The sequence below is a fragment of the Armatimonas sp. genome, assembly GCF_031410135.1.
Taxonomy (GTDB): Bacteria; Armatimonadota; Armatimonadia; order Armatimonadales; family Armatimonadaceae; genus Armatimonas.
The window spans coordinates 1-2,790 of the sequence record NZ_JANNYP010000305.1; the positions used below are offsets into that span (position 1 = coordinate 1).

Genomic DNA, 2,790 nt, shown 5'->3' on the forward strand with positions numbered 1-2,790 from the left:
AGGAGCCAACAACAAGATTTTTCGTTCGGCAGATAAGGGCATCACTTGGGCACAGATCACCGGGATTGGTGGGACAGGCAGGGTCAGGATCGCGGCCTCAGCTGTCAGTGCCAACATCCTCTACATGACCAACACCAGTGACCAGAGAATTCGGAAAGGGGTACGTAATGCCACTACAGGGGCGTGGGTCTGGACTGATATCACAGGCAACCATCCTCAAAATTATGGCCCTGGTTCCAACTGGTCACAGGTTCCCTACGACTACCACATGCAGGCTTCTGCCCATACCATCAATGGAACTCTACAAGACACTCTCTACCTAGGCCTGATCACTATCGCTGCATCCCCCGAAGCCAATGGGACATGGATTGATATTGGCCGCACCGGAAGCTCACAAGCGAGAACACACAACGACTCGCACTCGTTTGCTATCTTTCCAGGCGACTCTAATATCATGGCCGTGGGTAATGATGGTGGCATCTATGGCCTTACGTACACGACTCCGGTGGGTGCCCCCACCCTTACCTCGTGGACGTTTGCGACAAAGTGGAATCACTCGATTGGTTTGACTGCATTTCACGATGCAGATTTTCACCCCACCAACCCTAGTATCATGCTCGCAGGTACACAGGATAACGCAACGCCTGCAGCACTCGGGGATCTTGCGAACTGGAAAAATCCTGGCGCGGGTGATGGTTTTGGTTGTGCCATTAACCCCAGCAATCCCGCGATTCAGTTCTTAACAGTCCAAGGTGGCACCGTCGCTCGTACAGGTAATTCCTGGGCATCGGGGGCCTATATCACCCCTGCCTACTTTAGTGAAAGCCCAGGTTTCTTTACCTGGCTAGGAATAGATCCCACCGCTCCTGGCCATCTCTACCTAGGGACACAGTTCTTGTGGCGCTACAATGAGACCACCCGAGCATGGCAGGGACACCTCGGAAATACGCAGCTCTCCAATGGTCAGATCCGCGCTATTACCGTCGCACCTTCCAATAACCAGCGCCTCTATGTGGGTACCACCGATGGAAAATTCTGGATTAGTAGCAATCAAGGTGCCAGTTGGGTTCAGAGAACCGGCCTCCCCAACCGATCCTTTACCAGTATCTGGGTGAATCCCGTGGATGCGGATCACGTTCGGGTTGCCGTAGGAGGCACAGGAACGGGGCACCTCTACGAGTCCTATGATGCCGGTGTGACTTTCTTGAATATCAGCGGTTCCGGCACGACGGGACTCCCCGATGTTCCCACCAATGCCGTCACCTGTGACGCGAGCTCGATCTGGGTAGGCACAGACATTGGCGTTTTCTACTCCGCCGACTTAGGGGTAACCTGGCAGAATGCGACACAGCCGCTTGGTCTACCAAACTGTGAAATCAGTGCTCTCAAGCTGGTTCCCGGCACAGGCTATCTAATGGCAGCCACCTATGGGCGTGGCATGTGGCGGCTCCCCGTCGTGATTGATACCAACTACCAAAAGGGCAATCCTAATGGCACGGGTATTATCACCATCGCCAGTGCGACGCTTGGCGGCACAAAGCCAGCTCCCATTCTTTCGGTTACTCTGAGGAACACGGGAACTGGTAATACGAAGGATGTGACGGTGACCCTCGCTCGTATGACGCTTGGTGGTGATCCCGCACTGAACCCGCTCAATATCCCTCTGAATGTCGGGGTTATCACTAACGGGACACAGACGATTGCGGGTCTAAACTATGGAGCAACCACTCAGCCTAGCGGCACGGCGGGGCTGGTCAAGATCACCGGTACGTATGTGCGGACAAGTGACCAGTCGGTACAGTACTTCAGTAGAAATGTCAAAGTAATTCTCCCTTAAGAGTAAAAGGAGAACAGGTGCCCTCAAGCCCCTAGGGTTTGAGGGCACCTTGCGTTTTAGTCGTAGATCATAAAATCCCAGAGCGACGCCCCCAGCGTCGGTAGGTCTCTAGCTCGAAGGGCGGGTTACCACACAGATAGTGGTTCGCGCCGCCTTCCCACTCAATCTTGTACAAGCGCTTCCACGCCGCCGAGTAGGGAATCCGTCCCAGCACGGTGACAGAGTTGGGCTTGGCGACTCCCTCGCCCGAAAGCATCACTTCTCCCGTCTCGACATCGGTGATCGTGAAAGTGAGCGTGGTGTCTTCCCGCAACTCGGAGCAGGCGACGAGCTCCTGGTGCCAGTCGCGTGGCTCGCGGAGGGCCAGCAGGAGCGGTTGCTGGCTGGTCTTAAGATAGCTATAGGCCAGCTTCTTCTCAAAGTAGTAGTCCACAATCGCGTCGCTCATTTGTGGCCAGCCATCCATCAGGTTCCACCAGAGAATCCCTGTGCGTCGCCACATGCTGGTGCGAAAGAGCTCCACAAAGAACTTCTTCGCCTCTGCCTGGCTCACCTGGCTGGCAAAGGCGAAGTCGTCTAAGTTATCCGGCACCTCGCCAAACAGCTCGCGAATCTGCTTGGCCATCAGCTCAACCCGGTAGTCATAGAGGTCGTAGCCGGGGATCGGCGACGTCGAGTGCAGAATCCATTCGTCATTGTTTTGGTACGGCCAGAGCTTCTCGGGCGAGAGAAATTTTTCCAGGCTCTTGCGCGACGGGCAGCCATGGTAGCCGATCTCGCTGGCGAAGTGGCAAAGTGACTCCGTGTAGTAGCGGCTCTTGAAGTAGTCACGCGGCCCCCAGAGGTGGTTCTCGGGCAGGTATTTTTCTCCTTTGGTAAACGCCTCGGGATCAATGTACGGCGAGCTAGGCAAGTACGGACGACCGGGGTCTTCTTCGAGCAGCACATCGGGG

The 2,790-nt window shown here is 55.4% G+C and carries 1 protein-coding gene and 1 pseudogene; one reads left to right on the forward strand and one right to left on the reverse strand.

The features are described from left to right. Positions 1-1,837: hypothetical protein (locus RMO15_RS11060; protein WP_309712004.1), on the forward strand; the 1,837-nt coding region annotated here is incomplete at its 5' end. Between the two features lie 67 nt (positions 1,838-1,904). On the opposite strand, the pseudogene RMO15_RS11065 reads toward RMO15_RS11060, so the two are convergent. Beyond that, positions 1,905-2,790, reverse strand: a pseudogene (locus RMO15_RS11065) (glycoside hydrolase family 2); the annotation flags it as partial.